A 233-nucleotide genomic window follows, 5' to 3' on the forward strand; every position below is an offset into this window, starting at 1 on the left:
AGTATGCCTAGCATTGGATCGAATCCAGATTTTGTTGATCCTGATTTAGGAAATAGAAAGTTTAGTGATAAAAATAAATACTTTGAGGAAGGTGACAGGATTGGGAGTCCTGGAGCATTACCCAAAGGGCCGGACGTTGAACATTGGCCAGGTTTTCGACCTGAAGACGAACTTGATAAGGATAAAGAGCTAGATCGTGAAGAATTGGATCAGGATAAGCCGCTAGATCGCGA

General features: G+C 42.5%; 1 pseudogene. It reads left to right on the forward strand.

The window, feature by feature from the left end:
- Window positions 1–233 (forward strand): annotated as a pseudogene (locus CHH91_RS20765) (hypothetical protein); the annotation flags it as partial.

Origin of the sequence: Virgibacillus sp. 7505 (genome assembly GCF_002272135.1) — a bacterium.
Taxonomy (GTDB): Bacteria; Bacillota; Bacilli; order Bacillales; family Amphibacillaceae; genus Terribacillus.